Genomic DNA, 21,077 nt, shown 5'->3' on the forward strand with positions numbered 1-21,077 from the left:
GACCATCCGCCGGCAGATTAGCAGAACTGTATTATAAGAACAATACAGCCTCGATCGCAGCCGGTCAGGCGCAACCGGTCAGGCGATGCCTTCGCTGTCGAGCGCATAGCCGGCCGAGCGGACGGTGCGGATCAGGTCGGGCGAATCGTCGAGGTTGATCGCCTTGCGCAGGCGCCGGATATGGACGTCGACGGTGCGCGGCTCGATGTCGCTGTCACGACCCCAGACCGAGTCGAGCAGCCGCTCGCGCGAGAAGACGCGGCCGGGATGCTCCAGGAAATGCTTGAGCAGGCGGAACTCGGTCGGCCCCAGGCTGATCGGCGAACCGCCGCGGCGCACCCGGTGGCTCGCGGTGTCCATCTCGATATCGGCATAGGCCAGCCGCTCGCCGGCAAGCGCCGGGCGCACGCGGCGCAGCACCGCGCCGACGCGCGCGACCAGCTCGCGCGGGCTGAACGGCTTGGTGACATAGTCGTCGGCGCCGGTTTCGAGCCCGCGCACCCGATCCTCTTCCTCGCCGCGCGCGGTGAGCATGATGATCGGCACGTTGGCGGTGTCGGGCAGGCGGCGCAGGCGCCGGCAGACCTCGATCCCAGAAACGCCTTCGATCATCCAGTCGAGCAGCACCAGATCGGGCGGGGTTTCGCGCGCCAGCAGGATCGCCTCCTCGCCGTCGGCGGTACGCTCGACCTCGAAATCCTCACGCTCGAGATGCCAACTGACCAGTTCGGCGAGCGCCGCATCGTCCTCGACAAGCAGTACCCGGGCACGTGCCATCAAATATCTCCGCTGAGCGGGTCCTCGCCCTTGGCGCGCTCCGCCATCTGGTGGCCAGTCGCCGCGAAATAGACCATTTCCGCCACGTTGGTCGCATGATCGCCGATCCGCTCGATGTTCTTGGCGATGAACAGCAGGTGCGTCGACGCCGTGATATTGTGCGGATTTTCCATCATGTAGGTGAGCAGGGTGCGGAACAGGCTGTTGTAGAAATCGTCGACCGCCTTGTCCCGGGCCGCCACCGCCACGGCCGCCTCGGCATCGCGCAGCACGAAGGCGTCGAGCACGTTGCGCACCATTTCCGCCGCGATCTTGCCCATCGCGGGCAGCACCGCCATCGCCTCCATGCCGCGCGCTTCCTGGAGCAGCGCGATACGCTTGGCGATGTTCTTGGCATAGTCGCCCATACGCTCGACCACGCCGGCGATCTTGAGCGCGGCGAGCACTTCGCGAAGATCGTCGGCCATCGGCGCGCGCAACGCGATCAGGCGAACGACCTGGCGTTCGACCTCGGCCTCGAGCTCGTCGATCTTGCGGTCGCCCTCGACGATGCGCGCGGCGGACTCGAGGTCCCGATTGACCAGCGCTTCGAGCGCCCCGATGATGGCGGCCTCCGCGCGGCCGCCCATCTCCGAGATCAGCGCCCTGAGCTGGCCGAGGTCCTCGTCGAATGCCTTGACGGTATGTCCCGATGCCATCGCTTCACTTCCCTTCGGCTCCGGAGGCCGGTGCCGCCTTGGCGCGGCCTATGTGAGCTAGTTGTTGCACTATGATGACAATGTATCGGGCGACATGGCCGGAAATGTGACAGTCACCGTCGTGCCTTTTCCGACCCGCGAGGCGATATCGAGCACGGCGCGATGCCGTTCGGCGATGTGCTTGACGATCGCGAGGCCGAGGCCGGTGCCGCCGATCGAGCGGCTGCGGCCCGCATCGACCCGGTAGAAGCGCTCGGTCAGGCGCGGCAGATGCTCGGCCGGAATGCCCTCGCCCTCGTCGGCCACCCGCAGGCGAACCTTGCCCTGCTCCGAATCCAGCAGCACCCGGATCGGTGTCCCGGTCCTGCCATATTTGATCGAGTTGCCGATCAGGTTGTGGAGCAGCTGCGCGATCTGCACCCGATCCGCGCGAACGTCGGGGACGCGGGCGATGGTCAGCTCGATCCGGTCGCCGTCGTCCCGCAGGCCCGACCGGATCACCCCCACCACCTCCTCGACCACCGGCCCCAGCGACAGCGGGGTCTGCGGCGTCGAGAAGCGGTCGGCCTCGATCCGCGACAGCGAGATGAGGTCGTCGACGAGCTGCTGCATGCGCTTCGCCTCGCCCATCATGATGCCCAGGAAACGCTGACGGATGGCGGCATCCTCGGCCCCGCCGCCCTCGCCCAGCGTCTCGATGAAGCCGATGATGGTCGCCAGCGGGGTGCGCAGCTCATGGCTGGCATTGGCGACGAAATCGACGCGCATCCGCTCGGCGACCCAGCTGTCGGTGCGGTCGCGCAGGGTGACGAGCTTGGCGCCGCCGGCGATGTGGCGGACGCTCATCACCCAGCGCCGGTCGGCCTCGCCGATCCCGGCGATCTCGAGCGGCGTCTCGGTGTCGCGGTCGGAGGTGATGAGATCGGCGGCGGCGGGATGGCGCAGCGCCAGCCGGAAGTCGCCCTGGACGCGTTCCGCCCCGAACAGGCGCCGGGCGGCGTCGTTGGCGGTGACGATCCGCTGCCGTTCGATGATCAGCAGTGCATCGTCGACCGCGTCGATCACCTCCTGGGTACGATCGGGCAGGTCTACCACCGGGGCGGGCACCAGCGCGGGCTGCTCGCGCATCGGCGCCGACGAGACCCAGGTGAAGAAGCCGGCGATCACCCCGACCACGGCCGCCGCCACCGCCGGCGCGGACAGCAGCCAGGCCGTCGCCGCCACCAGGACGAACGCCAGCGCTGCGCGAACGGCCCTGCCGCGCTCGTTCACTGCACCGTCCTGGCCGATATCCGGCAGCGGTTCATGCTTCATCCATCCCCATTATAACCGAATTGTGAAATCTATCGGACATAAAAGCCAGCCCGTCATTCGGTCTCGCCTCGATACCCGATTGGCGGTAAGACGATCCGGTAGTGGGGGATGATTATGCGTACCGAGGATCAACAGCCCGACGCCGCTCCGGCCGAAGTCGACGCGCTGCAGATGCGCCGCGCGATGCTGCGGATCGGCGCGCTGGGCGCTGCCGCCGTGGTGACGGTTCGTCCCGGCATCGCCCAGGCGGCAACATCCGCGCTGACCTGCCAGATCCCGGTGCCGCAGACCAGCCAGTCGGGCAAGTGGATCAAGAACAACGGCAATGTGGTGAATGCCAACACGGCCAACAGCTACCCTCCCCCGACGCAGCCGCTGAAGGGCGAGGACGTCAAGAATTCGCTCAAATACGGCACCAGCTATCCGGGCTATAATTCCCAGAAGACCGATGCCTACAACAAGTACATCAAGAAGCTGACCATGGGGCAACAGGGCTATACCTGCTATGCGTCGCTGCAGAGCCCGGGCCGCCAATAGGTGGCCGGCCAAGGCTGACCGGTGACGACACCGACCTATAGCACCGACTTTCCCCAGAGCTGCCGGACGCATCCGATCGACGGGATGACCCTGGTGTTCCACCGGCCGTCGGGGACGACGCACTTCCTCGACAGCCCGGTTCCCGAGATGCTGGCGCTGCTCGCCGACCGGCCGATGGATGCCGCGCGGCTGACCGCCGCGCTCTGCGCCCGGCTCGCGCTGCGCGAGGACGAGGAGGCCCGGGCCGTGGTCGAGGCGCGGCTCGCCGAGCTCGTCGGCGTCGGTCTGGTGCAGGCGCGCTGATGCACGGCTTCCGCGTCAGGATCGGCCCCGTCTCCTATCGGATCGGATCGCCCTGGGCCGCGCCGGTCGCGACGCTGCGCGCGCTCTATGCCGGCTATCCCGAGCCGCCCGATGGCATCGCGACCGTGACCGCGCGGATCGGCCCGCCACGCCCCTGGCGGCGCTGGATCCGCCCGCAGGTCGCCATAGAGGGCGACCACAGCCTGCCCGATACCGTGCCGATGGCGTTCCACCACGCCCTGCTCGCGATCGAGATGGCGATGAACATGCAGGTCGCGCTCGGCGAGCGCCGCCACCTGCTGATCCATGCGTCGGCGGTAGAACGCGGCGGCAAGGCGCTGATCATGCCGGGCGAGTCGGGCTCCGGCAAATCGACCCTGGCCGCGCTGCTGGCCGAGCGGGGCTGGCGGCTGATGGCCGACGAGTTCGTCATGATCGATATGGCGACCGGCCTGGCGATGCCCTTTCCCCGTGCGATCAGCCTCAAGAACGGCGCGATCGCGGAAGCCGTGGCGCGGATCGCCGACCCCGCGCGCTTCGGCCCGCATCTCGGCGGAACGCCCAAGGGCGAGCTGCGTCACCTGCGCCCCAATGCCGAGGCGATCGCGCGGATGGACGAGCCCGCCCGCCCCGCGCTGATCCTCTTTCCCTCCTACGGGTTCGAGCCTGCCAGCGACGGCGTCAGCCGCTCCGAGCTGTTCATGCGGCTGACCGAGGGATCGACCAACTATATCGCGCTCGGCCAGCCGGCCTTCGAACGGGTGCTGGGGATGGTCGAGACGATCCCGGCCGCGCGCTTCGCCTATCCGGACACCGACAGCGGCATCGCCATCGTCGAGCAGTTCTGCGTCGAGGCCGGCCTGTGAGCGCGTCGCGATGAAGGACGCGCGCCCACTGGCGAACGCCCTCGCCGACCCGATCTCGGTCCTGGGCCTCGGTCCCGACGACTGGACCAGCCTGCTTGCCATCGCCCGCGCCGAGCGGCTCGACGGCAGCCTCGCCTATCGGCTCGCCGATCTGCCGCTGCCGGCGCCCGTCGCCGATGCGCTGGAGGACGCCCGCGCCCAGGCCGCGTTCGGACGCACCCAGGCGCTGTGGGAGGTCGAGATGGCGCGGCGCGCGCTCGCCCCGCTCGGCATCGCCCCGATCCTGCTGAAGGGCAGCGCCTTCGCCTTTGCCGGCCTGCCCGCCGGGGTCGGCCGGCTGGTCGGCGACCTCGACATCCTCGTCCCCCGCGACCGGCTCGACGCGGCCGAGGCGGCGATGCTCGCCGCGGGCTTCGAATGGGTCAAGGACGACGCGTACAGCCAGGCCTATTACCGCCGCTGGATGCACGAACTGCCGCCGCTGGTGCACGGCGAGCGCGGCAGCATGATCGACATCCACCATACCATCCTGCCGCCGACGGCGCGGCGCACGCCCGACGCGGCCGCGCTGATCGAGGACAGCATCGAGATCGCGCCGGGCCTCCGCATCCTCAGCCCCGCCGACATGATCGTCCACGCCGCGACCCATTTGCTCGCCGACGGCGATCTCGCCGGGGGGCTGCGCAACCTGTGGGATATCGACCGGCTGTTGCGCCTGTTCGCCGCGTCGCCCGATTTCTGGACGCAGCTCGGCGCCCGCGCCCGTCGGCACCAGATGCTCGGGCCGGTGGCGCTGGCGCTGCGCCTGGCCGACCGGATCTTCGCGACGCCGGTCGAGCCGCGCCTCGCCGGGCACGACCGGATCCGCGACTCGCTGTTCATCCGCCGGATGCTGGCACGCGACGGCTGGGGCCGTCCCACCCGCCCGGTCAGCCGGCTCGGCTTCTATGTCAGGTCGCACTGGATGCGGATGCCGCCGCTGATGCTGGCCCGGCATTTGTGGATCAAGGCGCGCGCGGCATGAGCGCCCCGCTGCCCGCCGGCGAACTGGCGATCCGCGAACTGCCCTGGTCCGACCCGGCCGACTGGTTCGACCGGCTGGCCGACCGCCCGGGGATCGCCTTCCTCGACAGCGCCGCCGAGGGCGATCCGCGCTCGACCGCCTCCTATATCGCGGTCGACGCCGCCGAGGAGATCCGGCTGGCGGACGGGTCGACGGACGACGCCCTCGCCGCATTGCGCGAACTGCATCGTCCCGATGCGGCGCGCGGACCGCTGCCCTTCACCGGCGGACTGATCGGCCTGCTCGCCTATGATCTCGGTCTGGGCCCGCTGCACGTGGCCGGCCGCCACCGTCGCGATCCCGAACTGCCGGCGCTGGTCGTGCGCCGCTATGATCTCGTGCTCGGCTTCGACCATCGGGCACGGCGTTGCTGGGCCTTTGCACGCCCGCGCACGGGCGTGACCGCCGAGGCGCGAATCGACGCCCTGCTCGCCGCTGCGCCGTCCGGGGCCGAGGCCCTCTCCCCGCCCCTCCACTGGATCGAGGAGGGCGGTCCCGATCGCCATGCCGCGATGATCGCGAAGACGCTCGACTATATCGCGGCGGGCGACATCTATCAGGCGAACATCAGCATCCGTTTCGTCGCGGACCGACCGCCGGGCCTCGCCGCCGCCGGCGCCTATCTCGCCCTGCGCCGGCGCAGCCCGGCCCCCTTCGCCGCCTATCTCGACCTCGGCGGAGGCTGCGCGCTGCTCAGCGCGTCGCCCGAGCGCTTCGTGCAATGCACCGCTGACGGCGCGGTCGAGACCCGGCCGATCAAGGGCACCGCTCCGCGCGCCGCCGATCCCGAGCAGGACCGGTCGAACGGCGCGCGACTCGCCCGCTCGTCGAAGGACCGGGCCGAGAATCTGATGATCTGCGACCTGCTGCGCAACGACCTGTCGATCGTCGCGGAGGAGGGCAGCGTCACCGTCCCGCAGCTCGCCCGGCTCGAGGGCTTCGCCTCGGTCTGGCACCTGGTGTCGGCGGTGCGCGCACGGCTGCGGCCGGGCCGCGACGCGATCGACCTGATCGCGGCGACCTTCCCGGGCGGGTCGATCACCGGCGCGCCCAAGCGCCGCGCGATGGAGATCATCGACGAGATCGAGGATTCGGCGCGCGGCCCCTTCTTCGGCATGGTCTTCGCGCTCGGAACCGACGGGGCGATGGACAGCTCGATCGTCATCCGGTCGATCGCCGCCACGCCGACCCGCCTGGTCGCGCGCGCGGGCGGCGGCATCGTCGCCGACAGCGACCCGGCGGCCGAATATGCCGAACTCCGCGCCAAGGTCGATCCGGTAATCGCCCCGGATGGGGCGCAAGCTTGACGCGACGTGCCGGGTGCACCGATCCCCTGCTCCACCGTCATGCTGGCTCGCGAGGCGGGCGGCCACTTTCCGGCCCGACCGCCCGATCAACCCTATTGACACAGTATTGCAGGCATATTGAAACAAGCGTACCGAGCTGTTACATAGGTGACATTGACAAGGATCGGACTGCCAGTGCCTGCATCCAAGAAAGCCGCCTGTTGTGACGGCGACGCGACGGGTTTGAAGAAGACTGCGGCGACTCGCGTGTTCGAGGCGGCGCGCGATCTTTTCTATCATCGCGGGATTCGCGCCGTCGGCGTCGACGAGATCGTCTGCAAGGCGGGCGTGACCAAGCCGAGCCTCTACCGTGCGTTCGCCTCAAAGGACGACCTGATCGCCGCCTGCCTGGAAGAAAGCGGCCGCGAAAGCCGCGTCGCGCTCGAAGCAGTCCGCGACGAGGCGGGCGACTGTCCGCGCGAGCAGCTGCGCGCCATGGTGCGCCACTTCGCCCGCAAGATCGCCGCTCCCGATTTCCGCGGCTGCCCGATGAGCAACACCGCGGTGGAGATTCCCGAACCGGGCCATCCGGGTCGGACGGTCCTCGAAAACTGCAAGGCCGACATGCGCGCGATGATCGCGAACGTGACGCGGCAGCTCGACATCGAGGAACCCGAGGAACTGGCCGACAGCCTGATGCTCGTGATCGAAGGCGGCATGGCGACCCACCATATCTTCGGCAGCCAGGGCCCCTGCGCCACCATGGTCGCGGCGAGCGACGCGCTGATCGACTCCTATATGCGCAAGCGCAACGCCTGAGGCCCCGACCCGGACGAACCCGGGTCTTACGTAGAGATGCCGGCCGCTACGCCCGGTCCTGCCGAAAGGATCGGCCGTCCACGTCGCCGCGGCAAACCTTCGCAATCCCGATCCTTTCCTTTCATTTCGCTGACGACTCCGTTCCCGCCGGGTTCAGCCCCGTCGTGCGAATCAGGAACCTGTGCCGACGCCGAGCATTGACGCCGCCACGACCGAGTTTCGAGTGAAGTGAGAAGGAGTGATCCGATGCGTACACCGATCCTACTGGCGCTGATGGCAGCCGTTGCGGCCCCGTCGATCGCGCAGGCCCAGTCGCTGGGCGAAGCGCGCCAGAGCCAGCGCGAGGTCCGCGAGGAACGCCGCGACCTGCGCCAGGCCCAGCGCTATGGCGACCGCCGCGACATCCGCGACGCGCGCCACGATCTGCGCGATGCCCGCAAGGATGCGCGCGAGGACTGGCGCGATTATCGCCAGTCGCACCGCGAGGTCTATCGCCGTTCGGCCTATGTCGGCCCGCGCGGCTATGCCTATCGTCCGGTGGCCCCGGGCCATCGCTTCCAGCCGGCCTATTATGGCTCGCGCTACGTGATCAGCGATCCGTGGCGGTATCGCCTGCCCGCCGCCAGCGGCTACAACCGCTGGGTTCGCTACGGCAACGACGTGGTGCTCGTGAATCGCCGCACCGGTCGCGTCGTCGAGGTTCATCGCTCCTTCTTCTGGTAAGCGATGACGCAGGCCGGCCCCGGCATCCCAGCGATGCCGGGGCCGCTTGCATGTACTGTATTAGGGGAATAGCACGGGGCATGACCCTATCAGGATGCCTCTCCATGCCCCTCCGTCCGATCCTGCTCGCCGCCACGATGCTCGCGGCAATGAGCCCGATGATGACCGCCTCCGTCCATGCCGCCGAGGCCGCCGCCCCCGCCGCGTCGCCGGCCGATGCCGCGCTGGCCCGGCTGTTCCACGACAGCGACGAGGCCTCGCTGAAGCGCAACCCTATCAACGGAATGTTCCGCGGCGACATGCGCTACGCCGACCGTCTCGGCGACTATGTGACCGACGATTATTATGCCGCCGAGAAGGCGGCGGCCGAAGCCGACCTGGCGGCGCTGCACAGGATCGACCGGTCGAAGCTGACCCCGACCGACCGGATCGCCTATGACGTGTTCCAATGGCAGACCAAGGTCAGCCTGAAGGGTTTTGCGCCCGACCTGCTGGCGGTCACGGCGGTCCAGCCAGTCGACCATTTTTCCGGCTTCCACACCTTCTATCCTGGCTTCGCCTCGGGCGGCGGCGCGGCGCCGTTCCGCACCGTCCAGGACTATGAGAACAACCTGAAGCGCCACGCCGAATATGTGACGATGGTCGACCGGTGGATCGCGCGCTTCCGCCAGGGCATGAAGGCGGGGGTCGTCGAGCCCAAGCTGGTCGTCGCCAACATGATCGACCAGCTCGACATGCAGATCGCGCAAGGGGTCGAGGGCTCCACCTTCTACGGACCGGTCAAGGAGTTCCCGGCGGACATATCGCCCGCCGACCAGGCCCGGCTGCGCGCCGCGACCGCCGCCGCGATCCGCGACGGCATCCTTCCCGCCTATCGGCGCTTCCGCACCTTCCTGAAGGACGACTATCTGCCGGTCGCGCGCGACAGCGTCGGTCTGGTCGGCGTCAAGGGCGGCGACCGGCTCTACGCGCATCTGATCGAGGTCAACACCACCCTGCCGCTCAAGGCCGAGGAGGTCCACCAGCTCGGCCTCAGCGAGGTGGCACGGATCACCGCCGAGATGGAGAAGATCAGGACGCAGGTCGGCTACAAGGGCAGCCTCGCCGAGTTCTTCGTCTATCTGCGCGATGATCCCAAGTTCCAGCCGGCCAGCGCCGAATGGCTCCGCGACGAATATTTCCGCATCGGCAAGCGGGTCGACCAGCGCATCGGCGAGCAATTCTCGCTCGTCCCCAAGAGCCCGCTCGAGATCAGGGCGGTCGAGCCCTACCGCGAGAAGACCGAGGCCGGCGGCAGCTATCAGCAGGGCACGCCCGACGGCTCGCGCCCGGGCGTCTTCTACTACAACACCTACGACCTGAAGTCGCGCACCACCCCGGGCATGGAGACGCTCTACCTGCACGAAGCCGTGCCGGGCCATCATTTCCAGATCAGCCTCGCGCAGGAGAATGCGACCCTGCCCGCCTTCATGCGGTTCGGCGGCAACACCGCCTTCATCGAGGGTTGGGCGCTCTATGCCGAGACGCTGTGGAAGGATCTCGGCATGGAGACCGACCCCTATCAGCGCTTCGGCGGCCTGTCGGACGAGATGCTGCGCGCGGTGCGCCTCGTGGTCGACACCGGGATCCACGCCAAGGGTTGGACGCGCGACCAGGCGCTCGACTACATGCTCGGCCATTCGAACATCGGCAAGGCCGACGCCACCGCCGAGGTCGAACGCTACATCGCGATTCCGGGCCAGGCGCTCGCCTACAAGATCGGCGCGCTCACCATCCTCAAGCTCAAGGCCAAGGCGCAGAGGGAGCTTGGCGCGAAGTTCGATCCGCGCGCCTTCCACGCACAGGTGCTCGATACCGGCGCCCTGCCGATGTCGGTGCTGGAGGCGAAGATCGACGCCTGGATCAAGGCGTCGAAATAACCCTCAGCTACAATAACCGTCGGCTAGAGGACCTATCCGGAAGCATCGCCGGGCGGGGCTCGCAAGAGCCTCGCGCCTCGCCCCAGCGTGGCCGCGCCGCATGATACGCAACGGCGCGGCCGACAGGTGCGGTTGCGCACCGTGCCAGTCCGAAAGGGGAGTGGACCGGCACCGTAACGCCGGTTCGCGGCAAGGGTTTCCCCTGCCCGAAATAATTGGCCGTCAGGCGAGCGCTTCGGCGATCAGCCGGCGGCTGTTGGCAATGCCGTAAAGCGCGATGAAGCTGCCCATGCGCGGCCCCTGCTCGGCGCCGAGCAGGGTCTCGTACAGCGCCTTGAACCAGTCGCGCAGCGAGGCGAAGCCGAACGCCTCCTCCTTGCCGATCGCGTAGACCTCGTTCTGGATGTCCTCGGCCGAGGCGTCCGCCGGCATTTCCGCCAGCCTGGCGTCGAGCGCACGCAGCGCCGCCGCCTCGTTGTCGATCGGCTTGCGGCGCTTGAGGGTCGGCGCGACGAAATCGCGATGATAGGCCAGCGCATGGCCGATCAGCCGGTCGAGCTCCGGATATTTCGCCGGCGAGGCATCGGGCACATAGTTGGACAGATAGCCCCAGACCTGTTCCTTCGACGCGTCGCCCATCACCCCGACGAGGTTGAGCAGAAGCCCGAAGGTCACCGGCAGTTCGCCCTCCGGCAGGACGCCGCCATGGATGTGGTGGACCGGGTTGCCGAGCTTCTGCTCGATCGACTGGTTCGGGTAATTGCCGCGAAACTGCCAATATTCGTCGACCGCACGCGGGATCACGCCCATGTGGAGCTGCTTCGCCTTCTTCGGTTCGCGATAGGCGTAGAAGGCCAGGCTTTCGTCGGGCCCATAGGTCAGCCATTGCTCGAGGGTGAGGCCGTTGCCCTTCGACTTGGAGATCTTCTCGCCCTTCTCGTCGAGGAACATCTCGTAATTGAAGCCCTCGGGCGGGCGGGCGCCCAGTTCGCGGGCGATCTTCGACGACTGCACGACCGAGTCGATCAGGTCCTTGCCCGACATCTCGTAATCGACGCCGAGCGCGACCCAGCGCATCGCCCAGTCGACCTTCCACTGCAGCTTCGCCTTGCCGCCGAGGATCGACTGGGTGATCGTCTCCACCCCGGGAACACTGGTGTCGGCGAAGCGGATCAGGCCGGCCTCGGCGTCGACCACCTCGACCGGCACCTGCAGCACGATCCCGCTCGTCGGGCTGATCGGCAGCACCGGCGAGTAGGTCGCCTGCCGCTCCTTGCGGAGGGTCGGCAGCATGATCCCCATGATGCCGTCATAATGGCGCAGGATGTCCTTGAGCGCCTCGTCGAACTGGCCGCCCTCATAGGCTTCGGTCGACGACCGGAAGTCGTAGTCGAAGCCGAAGCGATCGAGGAATTCGCGCAGCATCGCGTTATTGTGATGCGCGAAGCTCTCGAACTTGCCGAACGGATCGGGGATCTTGGTCAGCGGCTTGCCGAGATGCTCGCGCAGCATGTCCTGGTTCGGGACGTTGTCGGGCACCTTGCGCAGCCCGTCCATGTCGTCGCTGAACGCGATCAGCCGGGTCGGGATGTCCGACAGCTCCTGATAGGCCTGGCGCACCATCGTCGTGCGCAGCACTTCGTTGAAGGTGCCGATATGCGGCAGGCCCGACGGGCCGTAGCCGGTCTCGAACAGGACATGCCCCTTGGCCGGCGCGCCCTTCTCGTAGCGCTTGAGCAGCTTGCGCGCCTCCTCATAGGGCCAGGCCTTGGAGACGAGCGCGGCTTCACGCAGCGCGGCGGATGGGGTGCTGTCGGTCATGGTCCGGCTCCTGTAGCGCGAGCGGCCGCCGAATCAATGATCGTCGGCCATTCCCGCCCCGATCGCGCGGATCGGGAGAACTATGCGACGGATGACTGTTCCCCGATCGTTCCCGAGCCCCTACATGTCGGAATCGAATGCCGCTCGACCTCCCCTATCCCGCGCTGCACGCGACCCATGGCGGCATATGGATCGCCTCGCCCGACGGCGAGGTGCGGGGCATCGGGCGCGGCGAGGCGGGCGCGCGGGCGGCCGAGACGCCGATGATCGTGCTGAACGCGGCGGTCGCCGCCAGCCGGCTCGGCATCGCCGACTTCTCCGGGCTCGACCTGCTGGAACTGTTCGCCTTCGTCCATCCGGCACGATTCGCGGTGCCGACCCCGGCGGGCCTCGCCCGAGCGCTCGGCCTGTCCCCGCCGGTCGACGATGCCCGCGCCCCCGCCTTCCTGATCGAGGCCGCACAGGCCCTGCTCGGCCGCATGGCCAAACCCGAGGACTGGGCGGAAGCCTATGGCGCGTGGAACAGCGCCCAGTCGCTCGCCCGGTTGCGCTGGCCCTGGACGCCGGCGATCCGGCAGGTGCTGCGCGAACCATCCACCAGCCAGCGCGGCCTGTTCGCGCGGCTGCCCGAATGGGACGAGGCCGGCGGCCGGCCGCAGCCGCGCAACGTCGAGCTGGACGAGGCCGAGACGCTCGATCGTCTCGCGCGGCTGGTCGGCGACGGCGCCGAGCGGCGCGAGGGGCAGCGGCGCTACGCGGCAGCCAATGCCCGCACCTTCGACCCGCGCGTCGCCGAGGGACGCCCGAACATCGTCCTTGCCGAGGCCGGGACCGGCATCGGCAAGACGCTCGGCTATCTCGCCCCCGCCTCGCTCTGGGCCGAGCGGGCGAACGGGGCGGTGTGGATATCGACCTATACCAAGGCGCTGCAGCGCCAGCTCGACAAGGAGACGCGACGGATCTTCCCCGATCCGTCCGAGCGGCGCGAGAAGGTGGTCGTCCGCAAGGGCCGCGAGAATTATCTCTGCCTGCTCAACCTGGAGGATGCGCTGCAAGGCGGCTTCCAGAACCGCGCCGCGATCCTGGCCCAGCTCGTCTCGCGCTGGGCCATGTACAGCCGCGACGGGGACATGGTGGGCGGCGACCTGCCCGGCTGGCTGCCGACGCTGTTCCGCCGGGCGGGGTCGACCGCGCTGACCGACCGGCGCGGCGAATGCGTCTATGCCGGCTGCCCGCATTACCGGAAATGCTTCATCGAGCGCGCCGCCCGTGCTTCGGAAGGCGCCGACATCGTCATCGCCAATCATGCGCTGGTGATGATCCTCGCCCAGCGCCGCGCCGACGAGGGCCATCCGCTCGGCCGGATCATCTTCGACGAGGGGCATCACCTGTTCGATGCCGCCGATTCGACCTTCGCCGCCGCGCTGACCGGACAGGAGGCGATCGAGCTGCGGCGCTGGATCATCGGCCCCGAGGCCAAGGCGCGCGGCCGGCGGCGCGGTCTGTCCGCGCGCCTCTCCGATGTCGCCAGCTATGACGAGGAAGGCGCGCTGGCGATCGAGGCGGCGTCGGCAGCGGCGACTCTGCTGCCCGCCGACGGCTGGCTCGGGCGGCTCGGGGAGAATCTGCCGCTCGGGCCGATCGAGCGGCTGCTCGCCGCGGCGCGTGCCACCGTCTATGCGCGGGCGAGCGCGCAGGATGCCGGCTATGGGCTGGAGACCGATGTCGGCGAACCCGATCCCGCGCTGATCGACGCCGCCCAGCCGGCGACCGAGGCGCTGGAGAGCCTGATGCGACCGATGGCGCGGCTGCGCCAGCGGCTGGCGGCGGTGATGGACGATGCGCCCGACTGGCTCGACGGACAGGCGCGCGCGCGGATCGAGGGCGCGATCGCCGGCCTCACCCAGCGCGGCCAGCTCGTCGCCGCCTGGATCGCGATGCTGGCGCGGCTCGGCGGGCCGCTCGATCCCGATTTCGTCGACTGGCTCGCGGTCGACCGGATCGAGGGGCGCGAGCTCGACATCGGGCTCCACCGCCACTGGCTCGATCCGTCCCGACCGCTCGCCGAAACCGTGCTCAAACCCGCGCATGGCGTGCTCGTCACCTCGGCCACCCTGCGCGACGGCGAGGACTGGACGATCGCCGAAGCGCGCAGCGGCGCCGCGCATCTCGACCAGATCCCCCGCCATATCGCGGTACCGAGCCCGTTCGACTATGCCGCCCATGCCAAGGTGCTGGTCGTCACCGACCTGAAGCGCGGCGACGTCGCGCAGCTCGGCCAGGCCTATCACCGGCTGATCGCGGCGGCGGGCGGCGGGACGCTCGGCCTGTTCACGGCGATCTCGCGGCTGCGCGCGGTCCATGCCCGGATCGCCGACCGGCTCGCGCGCGACGGGTTGCCGCTCTACGCCCAGCATGTCGATCCGATCGACACGGGCACGCTGGTCGACATCTTCCGCGACGAGCCGCACGCCTCGCTGCTCGGCACCGACGCGCTGCGCGACGGGGTCGACGTGCCCGGCGATTCGCTCCGGCTGGTGGTGATGGAGGGCGTGCCCTGGCCGCGCCCGACCGTGCTCCACGCCGCGCGCAAGGCGGCGGGCGGCGGCAGCGTCTATGACGACCGCATCGTCCGCGCCCGGATGCGGCAGGCGTTCGGCCGCCTGATCCGCAGCGCCGACGACCGGGGCCATTTCGTGCTGCTCGGCGCGGCGACGCCGTCGCGGCTGCTCGACGCCTTTCCCGGCGGGGTGCCGGTGCTGCGCGTCACGCTCGACGAGGCGGTGGCGCGGGTGGCGGCCGCCAGCGGTGCGCGCCACGACGCGGCGATGCCGTCGTCCCCGTCGCCGCCCCCGTCGTCAGGCGTCCTGCCGGGCCTGGGCGAATCCTAGCGTGACGAACCAGCCGGCGACCCCGCAGCCGCCGAGCCAGATCATGAAGGCCGCCGCGTCGCCGGTCAGCGCGCAATAGAGGCCGGGCAGGCAGGCGAGCGCGGCCAGCAGGCGGCGCGTCCGCACGCTCTGCCCTTCGCCGCGCAGGCGGGCGGTGCGGCGCCGCTTCGGATCTCCCCGGCCCAGCCACAGGATGACGGCCGACGAGAAGGCGATGGCGAGGAGGGCGACCGGCATGGCGCTCACTCCGCCGGCTGCAGCGCGGGGGCGGGGGCGGGGGGCGGGGCCACGGCCCGCCGCAGTCGCGTGCCGTGCAGCCGCCACAGCATCCAGCCGCCCGCCATCACGAAGGCGATGTCGAGCGCGACGATGATCGGCTGGCCGGCGCCGAGCGCGTGACCCCAGCCCGGCCCGCCCGTCGCGAGGCGGAGGATCGGGAGCAGGATCATCAGTCCTGCGGTCGCGCCTTGCAGCATGGCGTCGAGCATTGCGTTGTCGCGCAGGGCGCCGCCGCCGAGGATGGCGAGCAGCGCGGCGCCGACGAAGGCGGCGGGCGTCCAGAAGACGGCAGTGCCGAGCGGCATCGCGATCAGGAAGCCAGCCGCCGAGGCGACCAGCGCGAAGGGCAGGCCGAAACCGACCACCGTCACCGCCCGTTCGAGCCAGCCGAGCGAACGGGCACCCTCGCGCCGCCGCGCCAGCCAGAGCCGCAGCCCGGTCAGGGTGACGTAGCACATCGCGAAGCCCAGCCCGAACCAGATCGCCTTCGAGACGATCCCGCCGAAATTGCCGAAATGGATCGGCGCCATGATCGCGGCAAGGGTGCCGCCGGCCGAGGGCCGCGTACCGATCGACGGCTTGACCCGCTCGAACGCGCCGGTGGCACCGTCGTAGAGCAGGGTCTGCGGCTCGAGCCCGCGCTCTCGCGGCGGGTGGAAGCTTGTGATCTGCGCATCGGCCCGGCCGAAATTCTCGATCGCCACGAAGGTCGGCGCCTCGCCGGTCCTTCGGATCGCGTCCGCCGCGACCCGGTCGAGGTTGCCGATGCCCACGATGCGGGTGTCGGGCTTGGCCGGATTGCCGAACACCGCGTCGTTGAGCGCCTGCACGTCTCCGCCGAACGCGGCCATCGCGACGATCGGCACCCCGATCGTGCCGAAGAAGGAAAAGAAGCTGCCGGTGAAGGCGAGCAGGAAAGCGAAGGGCAGGCTCCAGCTGCCCGCGATGCTGTGCCGGTCGCGATCGACGAGCACGGGATTGGCCTTCCGCCGCAGGGTGAAGATGTCCTTGAACAAATGCCGGTGGATCAGCAGGCCGGAGACGGCGGCGACCAGCATGGCGAGACCGAGGATGCCGGTAAGCAGCAATCCCCAGGGATCGGGGACATGCAGACGGACATGGGTGTCGACCAGGAAGCTGCTCAGCGCATCGTCGTTGCGCGGACCGAACACCTCTTCGCCGGTCCCGCGCTGCTCGGCGACGCGCTTGCCGTCGCGATCGAGCCGATAATAGACGCCGCGCGAGACGAGCGCTCCGTCGGGCTCGGTTTCGTGCCGGTGGAAGAAGACGCCGAGGCCATGGTCGCCGGTCTCGAACATGTCGACGCCCTCATGATATCTGGCGGGCGTGCGCCGGGCGAGATCGCGGACGGCAGCGTCGATCGGGCGCTCGAAGGCCGAGCCGGTCCCGACATGGCCGGCCGACCAGATGCCGATCTCCTCCGCGAACACCGCCACCATGCCGGTGATGACCACAGCGTAGAGCAGCAGGCCGAGCAGGATGCCCGACCAGCCGTGGACGGCCACCATCAGCTTGGTGTCCTCCTTCTGCAGATGGATCATTTGCGCGCCTCCGCGGCCGGCTGGGGCCGATCGAGAAATTTATCGGCCACCAATCCCCCGTGAACCGCGAACAGCCCGAACGCGACCAGCGCCACCCGGCCCAGCCGGCGGTCGAGACAGGCATGGAAGAACAGCGCGGCCCAGATCAGCGGCACCAGCACCAACGGCAGGACGAGATTGTCGATCCCGGCCGCCCCGCCCGGCAGCCACAGCGCCATCCCGGCCATCACCACAAGGGCGACGATCGCCGCGCCCGGCCCCGCCAGGCCGATCCTTATCCATTTGCGCCGTCTGGGCGACATGACCGTCCTTGCTCCCTGATGAGCGGTTCGCCGCTATCTCCATAACATGCCGTTGCGAGTCGTTATTATTAATACCGACACCACGCAAGCTCCTTGCTATTGATTTTAATTCTCATTAGCTACACTTTTCCATGCCAAAAGGCAGCGCTCAATCGGGGAAGGCCATGTCATTGAAGAAACTGCTCCACCGCGACACCGGTGGGCAGCGCACGCCGACGCGAAGCCGCCGGCCGTTACCGCGACGCCGCCGTCCGCTTCTCGGCGAGAGCCGCATCCACCTTGCCCTGTGCTGATCTGGAAGCCGGGCCGGGACACCGCCCCACCCAAGCTCGCCCAGCGCACCATCCTCTCACCCGCAGCTTCTGATCCGGAGTCCGTAATGACCAGACACAGCCTCGCCCTGCGCCTCGCGCTGACCGCCGCAACCGCCCTGCTGCCGATCGCCGCGCATGCGGCCGACGCCGCCGACGCCGATGCCGACGCAGCGGAAGCGAACAGCCAGCAGATCATCGTCACCGGCCTGCTCGAACGCACCAGCAGCGCCACCAAGACCGACACGCCGCTGACCCAGACGCCGCAGGCGCTGACCGTCGTCACCGACGATGTCTATCTGGCCCAGGGCTCGCTCTCGATCTCCGACACGCTGCGCTATGTCGCGGGCGTCGTCGCCAATCCCTATGGCCCGGACAGCCGGGTCGACGGCAGCTTCATCCGCGGCATCAACGCGCTCCAGTTCCGCGACGGGATGCGCGACATCTTCAGCTATTATGCCAGCATCCGTGCCGACCCCTATAATTTCTCGCGCGTCGACGTGGTGCGCGGACCGGCGTCGGTGCTGTTCGGCCAGGGATCGATCGGCGGCCTGATCAACCTCGCGTCGAAGGTGCCCGAGTTCGAGACGGCGGGCGAGGTCTCGCTGCGCTACGGTTCGTTCGACCGCAAGGAAGCGCTGGCCGACCTCACCGGCCCGCTCGCCCACGGCCTGGCCGGCCGCATCGTCGCGCGCGTCCGCGACGCCGGCACCCAGGTCGACCACGTCCCCGACGACCGGGTCATGATCGCCCCCTCGCTGCGCTGGCAGCCGGGCGCCGATACCGACATCACCCTGCTCGGCCTCTACCAGGAGGACGACGGCGGCTCGACCTCGCAGTTCCTTCCGCTCGTCGGCACCATCTATCCGAATCCGAACGGCAAGCTGCCCAATAGCCTGTTCATCGGCAAGCCGGGCTGGGACCGCTACGACGGCCGCCTGCTGCAGGGTACCGGCATCGTCGAGCATCGCTTCAACGACGCGGTGAAGATCAGCCTGAAGGCCCGCTACATCGATAGCGACGTCACCTACCTGACCCATTATCCGGACAGCTACTCCAACGCGGCGAACCCCTATGTCGATCCGGCGCAGCGGATCATAGGCCTCTATGCCGAGGGCAGCCGGGCGCGGCTGAACATCTTCTCGACCGACAACAATATCCAGTTCCGCTTCGCCACCGGCGCCGGGATCGAGCATCTGGTGCTGGCGGGGATCGACTATAGCTGGAACCGCGTCCGCAAGAATGGCGGCTATGGCTATGAATTCATCGATATCTACGACATCGACTATGCCGCCCTGTCCGACTATGGCGGCGGCCTTCCGACCGGATCGCCCTTTGGCGAGGACGTCTCCCAGAAGCAGCTCGGCGTCTATGTCCAGGACCAGATCCGGCTGTGGGATCGCGTCTCGGTGGTGGTCGGCGGCCGCCGCGACCATGTCCGCACCAGGACGGCGGGCTCCGCGACGATAACCGACCATGCCACCACCCTGCGCGCCGGAATCATCGCGGAGATCGTCAAGGGTGTGTCGCCCTTTCTGAGCTATACCGAATCCTTCGAGCCGGTAGCGGCCCTCGACGCCGCCGGCGTCCCGTTCAAGCCGAAGACCGGCCGCCAATATGAAGCCGGCATCAAGCTCCATCCCGACGACAGGACGCTGGTCACCCTAAGCGCCTATCATATCCGCGAGCGCAACCGGGTCGTCGACGATCCGAGCACGGGGGTGTTCGACCAGCGGCAGATCGGCAAGCTCACGTCCAAGGGTTACGAGGTCGAGGCGAGCCGGATGCTGCCGGGCAATTTCGAGCTGATCGCGAGCTACAGCTACAACAAGATCGAAGAGGCCGGCACCGGCACCCAGCTCGACAACGTCCCCAAGCGCAGCGCCTCGCTGTGGGGCACCAGGAGCTTCGCGATCGCGCCCGACACCGGGCTGCGGCTGGGCGGCGGCGTCCGCCACGTCGCCGTCAACCATTCCGGACCGGTGCGGACCCCGGCCTACACGCTGTTCGACGCCCTGGTCGAAGTGAACTGGCAGGACTGGTCGTTCGCGGTCAACGCGACCAACCTGTTCGACAAGAAGCACTATGCCGCCTGCCTGTCGCGCGGCGACTGCTTCATCGGCGCGGAGCGCAACATCTTTGCCACCGTGACGAGGCGCTTCTGAGCGGGCCTGGCATCCCGCCGCGCCCGCGCCGCGGGATGCCAGAGCGGTCTTTCTTCCGTCGCATCTTTCGGGCATCACCCGATCATGCCGAAGGAGAGCGTGGGGATCGTGAAGAAGCTGACGCTGTTGCGCCATGCCAAGTCGGGCTGGGACGATCCGGTCGCTCGGGATTTCGATCGCCCGCTGAACGAACGCGGCCAGCGCGCCGCGCACCGTATCGGCCGATATCTGCGCGATCATGACATGCATTTCGACCATGTCGTCGCCTCGCCGGCCGTGCGCTGCGTCGAGACGATCGAGCATCTGGCCGAGGGCACCGGCGAGACGATCGCCCCCGCCTGGGACAAGCGCATCTACCTCGCGTCCGCCGTCTCGCTGCTCGACGTGGTGCAGGAAGCCGACGACCGGTACGAAAGCCTGTTGCTCGTCGGCCATAATCCCGGGCTCGAGGATCTGGTGCTGATGCTGGTGCCCGACAGCCCCGACGACGAGGCCCGCGATCAGGTCGAGGAGAAATTCCCGACCGCCAGCATCGCCGAAATCAGCTTTCCGGTCGAGCATTGGGACGACATCCGCGCCAATGGCGGCCTGCTGTCGCGGTTCGTGCGGCCGAGGGACCTGGATCCGGCGCTGGGCCCGGACAGGGAATGACCTTCTTCTCCTTCTCCCCGGTGGGGAGAAGCGTCGCCTAATCCATGTCCGCCGCGAGCGCCTGGACCAGCGATTCGCGAATCGCCTGGAGCTCGGTGCGGGCCGGCGACGGGATAGTGTCCTGGTTCACCACCAGCACCGGCTGCGGGGCGATCGGCGCGGACACCGGCGCTTCGGGCCGATCGCTTCCGGCCGAACCCTTTTGCGACAGCAGCTTCTGGACGCCGCGGATCGTATAGCCCTGCTCGTTGAGCAGACTGTGAATCCGTCGCACCAGCGCCGCGTCGGCGGGCCGGTAATAGCGGCGATTCCCGGCCCGTTGCAGCGGGCGAAGCTGGGGAAACCGTGTCTCCCAATAGCGCAGGATGTGCTGCTGGATGCCGAGTTCGGCCGATAGCTCCCCGATGGTACGGAACGCGTCCTCGGCCTTCTCTCCACCAGAAGTCATTGAAAATGCGCCTTAATTACCCGAAACGATCCGGTCGCGAAGCATCTGGCTGGCCCGGAAGGTCAACACGCGGCGCGGCGCGATCGGCACCTCGACCCCGGTCTTGGGGTTGCGGCCGACCCGCTGCCCCTTTTCCCGCAGGATGAAGCTCCCGAAACCCGAGATCTTCACATTCTCACCCTTCGCGAGCGCCTGGCATACATGCTCCAGCACCTGCTCGACGACCGCCGCGGAGTCTGCACGCGACAGGCCGATCTCGCGATGCACTTCCTCCGACAGATCCGCTCGCGTCAAAGTCCCCCGATCCAACGCCATACTGCCCCCCAATCACATTGAGTATCG

Annotated in this window: 20 protein-coding genes; 11 read left to right on the top strand and 9 right to left on the bottom strand. The window is 68.7% G+C overall.

Annotated features, from left to right (window positions below):
- Window positions 1-78: 78 nt before the first annotated feature.
- The 3 genes from phoB to ASE22_RS10140 form a co-directional block, all read right to left on the bottom strand.
- Window positions 79-777 (bottom strand): phosphate regulon transcriptional regulator PhoB, encoded by a 699-nt coding sequence (gene phoB, locus ASE22_RS10130; protein WP_056358289.1) that lies wholly within the window; start codon window positions 775-777, stop codon window positions 79-81.
- The gene (phoU, locus tag ASE22_RS10135) at window positions 777-1,475 is read right to left on the bottom strand and encodes a phosphate signaling complex protein PhoU (RefSeq protein ID WP_056358292.1); all 699 of its coding nucleotides are present in this window, start codon (window positions 1,473-1,475) and stop codon (window positions 777-779) included. Before phoU ends, phoB begins: the two co-directional genes overlap by 1 nt.
- 69 nt (window positions 1,476-1,544) lie before the next feature.
- Window positions 1,545-2,789 (bottom strand): ATP-binding protein, encoded by a 1,245-nt coding sequence (locus ASE22_RS10140; RefSeq protein WP_056358295.1) that lies wholly within the window; start codon window positions 2,787-2,789, stop codon window positions 1,545-1,547.
- A 114-nt stretch (window positions 2,790-2,903) separates the two neighbouring features.
- Between ASE22_RS10140 and ASE22_RS10145 the strand changes: the two genes are divergently transcribed.
- The 8 genes from ASE22_RS10145 to ASE22_RS10180 all read left to right on the top strand — a co-directional run bounded on the left by ASE22_RS10145 (window position 2,904) and on the right by ASE22_RS10180 (window position 10,305).
- Window positions 2,904-3,326 carry a hypothetical protein gene (locus tag ASE22_RS10145; protein WP_235536219.1) on the top strand — a complete coding sequence of 141 codons (423 nt, stop codon included), beginning with the start codon at window positions 2,904-2,906 and terminating at the stop codon, window positions 3,324-3,326.
- A 21-nt stretch (window positions 3,327-3,347) separates the two neighbouring features.
- Window positions 3,348-3,629, top strand: coding sequence for an HPr-rel-A system PqqD family peptide chaperone (locus ASE22_RS10150; RefSeq protein WP_056358301.1), 282 nt, complete (start codon window positions 3,348-3,350; stop codon window positions 3,627-3,629).
- A complete protein-coding gene (locus ASE22_RS10155) occupies window positions 3,629-4,495 on the top strand; it encodes an HprK-related kinase A (protein WP_056358303.1) in 867 nt (288 codons plus the stop codon). The genes ASE22_RS10150 and ASE22_RS10155 overlap by 1 nt, the downstream gene beginning before the upstream one ends.
- 10 nt (window positions 4,496-4,505) lie before the next feature.
- On the top strand, window positions 4,506-5,519 hold the full coding sequence (locus ASE22_RS10160; RefSeq protein WP_056358305.1) for a nucleotidyltransferase domain-containing protein: 1,014 nt from the start codon (window positions 4,506-4,508) through the stop codon (window positions 5,517-5,519).
- Window positions 5,516-6,865 carry an anthranilate synthase component I family protein gene (locus ASE22_RS10165; protein ID WP_056358310.1) on the top strand — a complete coding sequence of 450 codons (1,350 nt, stop codon included), beginning with the start codon at window positions 5,516-5,518 and terminating at the stop codon, window positions 6,863-6,865. Before ASE22_RS10160 ends, ASE22_RS10165 begins: the two co-directional genes overlap by 4 nt.
- Window positions 6,866-7,087: 222 nt before the next feature.
- Entirely contained in the window at window positions 7,088-7,663 is a 576-nt protein-coding gene (locus tag ASE22_RS10170) for a TetR/AcrR family transcriptional regulator (protein ID WP_235536218.1), read from the top strand.
- Window positions 7,664-7,909: 246 nt separating this feature from the next.
- Entirely contained in the window at window positions 7,910-8,386 is a 477-nt protein-coding gene (locus ASE22_RS10175; RefSeq protein ID WP_056358315.1) for an RcnB family protein, read from the top strand.
- A 104-nt stretch (window positions 8,387-8,490) separates the two neighbouring features.
- On the top strand, window positions 8,491-10,305 hold the full coding sequence (locus tag ASE22_RS10180; protein ID WP_056358318.1) for a DUF885 domain-containing protein: 1,815 nt from the start codon (window positions 8,491-8,493) through the stop codon (window positions 10,303-10,305).
- Between the two features lie 222 nt (window positions 10,306-10,527).
- On the opposite strand, the gene ASE22_RS10185 is transcribed toward ASE22_RS10180, so the two are convergent.
- A complete protein-coding gene (locus ASE22_RS10185) occupies window positions 10,528-12,126 on the bottom strand; it encodes a lysine--tRNA ligase (RefSeq protein ID WP_056358320.1) in 1,599 nt (532 codons plus the stop codon).
- A 137-nt stretch (window positions 12,127-12,263) separates the two neighbouring features.
- Here ASE22_RS10185 and ASE22_RS10190 point away from each other — a divergent pair, with 137 nt between their 5' ends.
- A complete protein-coding gene (locus ASE22_RS10190; RefSeq protein ID WP_056358323.1) occupies window positions 12,264-15,017 on the top strand; it encodes an ATP-dependent DNA helicase in 2,754 nt (917 codons plus the stop codon).
- Here the strand turns inward: ASE22_RS10190 and ASE22_RS10195 are convergent.
- The 3 genes from ASE22_RS10195 to ASE22_RS10205 are packed head-to-tail and all read right to left on the bottom strand — an operon-like array spanning window position 14,985 to window position 17,160.
- Window positions 14,985-15,254, bottom strand: coding sequence for a hypothetical protein (locus ASE22_RS10195; protein ID WP_056358326.1), 270 nt, complete (start codon window positions 15,252-15,254; stop codon window positions 14,985-14,987). The genes ASE22_RS10190 and ASE22_RS10195 overlap by 33 nt on opposite strands.
- Window positions 15,255-15,259: 5 nt before the next feature.
- The gene (locus ASE22_RS10200) at window positions 15,260-16,858 is read right to left on the bottom strand and encodes a PepSY-associated TM helix domain-containing protein (protein ID WP_056358329.1); all 1,599 of its coding nucleotides are present in this window, start codon (window positions 16,856-16,858) and stop codon (window positions 15,260-15,262) included.
- Window positions 16,855-17,160 carry a hypothetical protein gene (locus tag ASE22_RS10205; RefSeq protein ID WP_056358332.1) on the bottom strand — a complete coding sequence of 102 codons (306 nt, stop codon included), beginning with the start codon at window positions 17,158-17,160 and terminating at the stop codon, window positions 16,855-16,857. Before ASE22_RS10205 ends, ASE22_RS10200 begins: the two co-directional genes overlap by 4 nt.
- Before the next feature lie 379 nt (window positions 17,161-17,539).
- Here ASE22_RS10205 and ASE22_RS10210 point away from each other — a divergent pair, with 379 nt between their 5' ends.
- Together ASE22_RS10210 and ASE22_RS10215 are read left to right on the top strand one after the other, a co-directional pair.
- The gene (locus ASE22_RS10210) at window positions 17,540-19,636 is read left to right on the top strand and encodes a TonB-dependent siderophore receptor (protein WP_056358334.1); all 2,097 of its coding nucleotides are present in this window, start codon (window positions 17,540-17,542) and stop codon (window positions 19,634-19,636) included.
- An 84-nt stretch (window positions 19,637-19,720) separates the two neighbouring features.
- Window positions 19,721-20,287 carry a SixA phosphatase family protein gene (locus ASE22_RS10215; RefSeq protein WP_056358337.1) on the top strand — a complete coding sequence of 189 codons (567 nt, stop codon included), beginning with the start codon at window positions 19,721-19,723 and terminating at the stop codon, window positions 20,285-20,287.
- Between the two features lie 37 nt (window positions 20,288-20,324).
- Here ASE22_RS10215 and ASE22_RS10220 read toward each other — a convergent pair whose 3' ends face one another.
- Both ASE22_RS10220 and ASE22_RS10225 read right to left on the bottom strand, forming a co-directional pair.
- Window positions 20,325-20,735 carry a MerR family transcriptional regulator gene (locus ASE22_RS10220; RefSeq protein WP_056358340.1) on the bottom strand — a complete coding sequence of 137 codons (411 nt, stop codon included), beginning with the start codon at window positions 20,733-20,735 and terminating at the stop codon, window positions 20,325-20,327.
- Between the two features lie 12 nt (window positions 20,736-20,747).
- On the bottom strand, window positions 20,748-21,050 hold the full coding sequence (locus ASE22_RS10225; protein WP_056358343.1) for an integration host factor subunit alpha: 303 nt from the start codon (window positions 21,048-21,050) through the stop codon (window positions 20,748-20,750).
- Between the last annotated feature and the right edge of the window lie 27 nt (window positions 21,051-21,077).

Source organism: Sphingomonas sp. Root720 (assembly GCF_001428605.1).
In the GTDB taxonomy this organism is placed as follows: Bacteria; Pseudomonadota; Alphaproteobacteria; order Sphingomonadales; family Sphingomonadaceae; genus Rhizorhabdus.